The 3106-nt window shown below is 54.1% G+C and carries 2 rRNA genes; both read right to left on the bottom strand.

Annotated features, from left to right (window positions below):
• Nucleotides 1-59 (bottom strand): 5S ribosomal RNA (gene rrf, locus ACYVBS_RS14555); the annotation flags it as partial.
• Nucleotides 60-216: 157 nt separating this feature from the next.
• A 23S ribosomal RNA gene (locus tag ACYVBS_RS14550) occupies nucleotides 217-3097 on the bottom strand.
• Between the last annotated feature and the right edge of the window lie 9 nt (nucleotides 3098-3106).

Below are 3106 nucleotides of genomic sequence, written 5' to 3'. Positions count from 1 at the left end.
CGTTTCACTTCCGAGTTCGGGATGGGATCGGGTGGTTCCACACAGCTATTGTCACCAGGGAGAGGGTGGAGGGTCGCCATCACGGCGCACGCGCTCTCGTTGGTTGCCATGGACGGATCGATGCACTGATCTGCCTTAGGCGAATAGTTTGGAATGTAGCGAGGTATTGTGCCGAACGTCGAACGTGTCGTCGAGTCCAAGGCCACTTGAGGTTATATGGTCAAGCCACACGGATCATTAGTACAGGTTAGCTCAATCCATTGCTGGACTTACACACCCTGCCTATCAACCACCTGGTCTTGATGGTTCCTTTAGGGGAGTCAAGCTCCCGGGAGATCTCATCTTGAGGCGCGCTTCCCGCTTAGATGCTTTCAGCGGTTATCGCTTCCGAACATAGCTACCCGGCAGTGCCACTGGCGTGACAACCGGAACACCAGAGGTTCGTCCACTCCGGTCCTCTCGTACTAGGAGCAGCCCCTCTCAAATCTCCAACGCCCACGACAGATAGGGACCGAACTGTCTCACGACGTTCTGAACCCAGCTCGCGTACCACTTTAAATGGCGAACAGCCATACCCTTGGGACCGACTACAGCCCCAGGATGTGATGAGCCGACATCGAGGTGCCAAACACCGCCGTCGATATGAACTCTTGGGCGGTATCAGCCTGTTATCCCCGGAGTACCTTTTATCCGTTGAGCGATGGCCCTTCCATACAGAACCACCGGATCACTAAGACCTACTTTCGTACCTGCTTGATCCGTCGATCTTGCAGTCAAGCACGCTTATGCCTTTGCACACAGTGCGCGATGTCCGACCGCGCTGAGCGTACCTTCGTGCTCCTCCGTTACACTTTGGGAGGAGACCGCCCCAGTCAAACTACCCACCATACACGGTCCCCGATCCGGATTACGGACCTAGGTTAGAACGTCAAGCACGACAGGGTGGTATTTCAAGGATGGCTCCGCCAGAACTAGCGTCCTGGTTTCATAGCCTCCCACCTATCCTACACAGACGAACTCAACGTTCAGTGTAAAGCTATAGTAAAGGTTCACGGGGTCTTTCCGTCTTGCCGCGGGAACGCTGCATCTTCACAGCGATTTCAATTTCACTGAGTCTCGGGTGGAGACAGCGCCGCTGTCGTTACGCCATTCGTGCAGGTCGGAACTTACCCGACAAGGAATTTCGCTACCTTAGGACCGTTATAGTTACGGCCGCCGTTTACTGGGGCTTCGATCAAGAGCTTCGCCTTGCGGCTGACCCCATCAATTAACCTTCCAGCACCGGGCAGGCGTCACACCCTATACGTCCACTTTCGTGTTTGCAGAGTGCTGTGTTTTTGATAAACAGTCGCAGCGGCCTAGTTTCTGCGACCCCCCTCAGCTCAACCATGCATATGGTCACCAAGAGGGGTGTACCTTCTCCCGAAGTTACGGTACCAATTTGCCTAGTTCCTTCACCCGAGTTCTCTCAAGCGCCTGAGAATTCTCATCCTGCCCACCTGTGTCGGTTTACGGTACGGTCTGCGTAAGCTGAAGCTTAGGAGCTTTTCCTGGAAGCGTGGTGTCAGTCACTTCGTCCTAATGGACTCGTCTCGGTGCTCGGTGTTAAAGGATCCCGGATTTGCCAAAGATCCACACCTACCGCCTTTCCCCAGGACAACCAACGCCTGGTAGACCTAACCTTCTCCGTCCCTCCATCGCACTTACGCGAGGTGCTGGAATATTAACCAGCTTCCCATCGACTACGCATTTCTGCCTCGCCTTAGGGGCCGACTCACCCTGCGTCGATTAACGTTGCGCAAGGAAACCTTGGGCTTTCGGCGTGCGGGCTTTTCACCCGCATTATCGTTACTCATGTCAGCATTCGCACTTCCGATACCTCCAGCAGACTTCTCAATCCACCTTCGCAGGCTTACGGAACGCTCCTCTACCGCGCACACTAAAAGTGTGCACCCCAAGCTTCGGTTCTGTGCTTAGCCCCGTTAAATCTTCCCCGCAGACCGACTCGACCAGTGAGCTATTACGCTTTCTTTAAAGGGTGGCTGCTTCTAAGCCAACCTCCTGGCTGTCTGTGCCTTTCCACATGGTTTTCCACTTAGCACAAAATTTGGGACCTTAGCTGTGGGTCTGGGTTGTTTCCCTTTTCACGACGGACGTTAGCACCCGCCGTGTGTCTCCCATGCAGTCCGTCTTGGTATTCGGAGTTTGCAATGGTTTGGTAAGTCGCAATGACCCCCTAGCCATAACAGTGCTCTACCCCCAAGAGGATTCACATGAGGCGCTACCTAAATAGCTTTCGAGGAGAACCAGCTATCTCCGGGTTCGATTAGCTTTTCACTCCTAATCACACCTCATCCCCGACCTTTGCAACGGGCGTGGGTTCGGGCCTCCAGTTGATGTTACTCAACCTTCACCCTGGGCATGACTAGATCACCCGGTTTCGGGTCTACAGCCCGCGACTATGCGCCCTATTCAGACTCGGTTTCCCTTCGCCTCCCCTATACGGTTAAGCTTGCCACGAACTGTAAGTCGCTGACCCATTATACAAAAGGTACGCAGTCACCCCGAAGGGCTCCTACTGCTTGTACGCACACGGTTTCAGGGTCTATTTCACTCCCCTCTCCGGGGTTCTTTTCGCCTTTCCCTCACGGTACTGGTTCACTATCGGTCGGTCAGGAGTATTTAGCCTTGGAGGATGGTCCCCCCATGTTCAGACAGGGTTTCTCGTGCCCCGCCCTACTCGATTTCATCGCATGAGCCCTTTCGCATACAGGGCTATCACCTTCTATGGCCGGCCTTTCCAGACCGCTTTGCTAAAGCTCATGCAACTTAAGGGCTAGTCCCCGTTCGCTCGTCACTACTAAGGGAATCTCGGTTGATTTCTTTTCCTCCGGGTACTTAGATATTTCAGTTCTCCGGGTTTGCTTCCAGCAGCTATGTATTCACTGCAGGATACCTATTGCTAGGTGGGTTTCCCCATTCGGACATCACGGGATCAAAGCTTATTGCCAGCTCCCCCGCGCTTTTCGCAGGCTATCACGTCCTTCATCGCCTCTGACCGCCAAGGCATCCACCGTGTGCGCTTATTCGCTTGACCATATAACCC

The sequence above is a fragment of the Lysobacter olei genome, from assembly GCF_054777355.1.
This window is presented reverse-complemented; position numbering and strand designations above follow the sequence as displayed.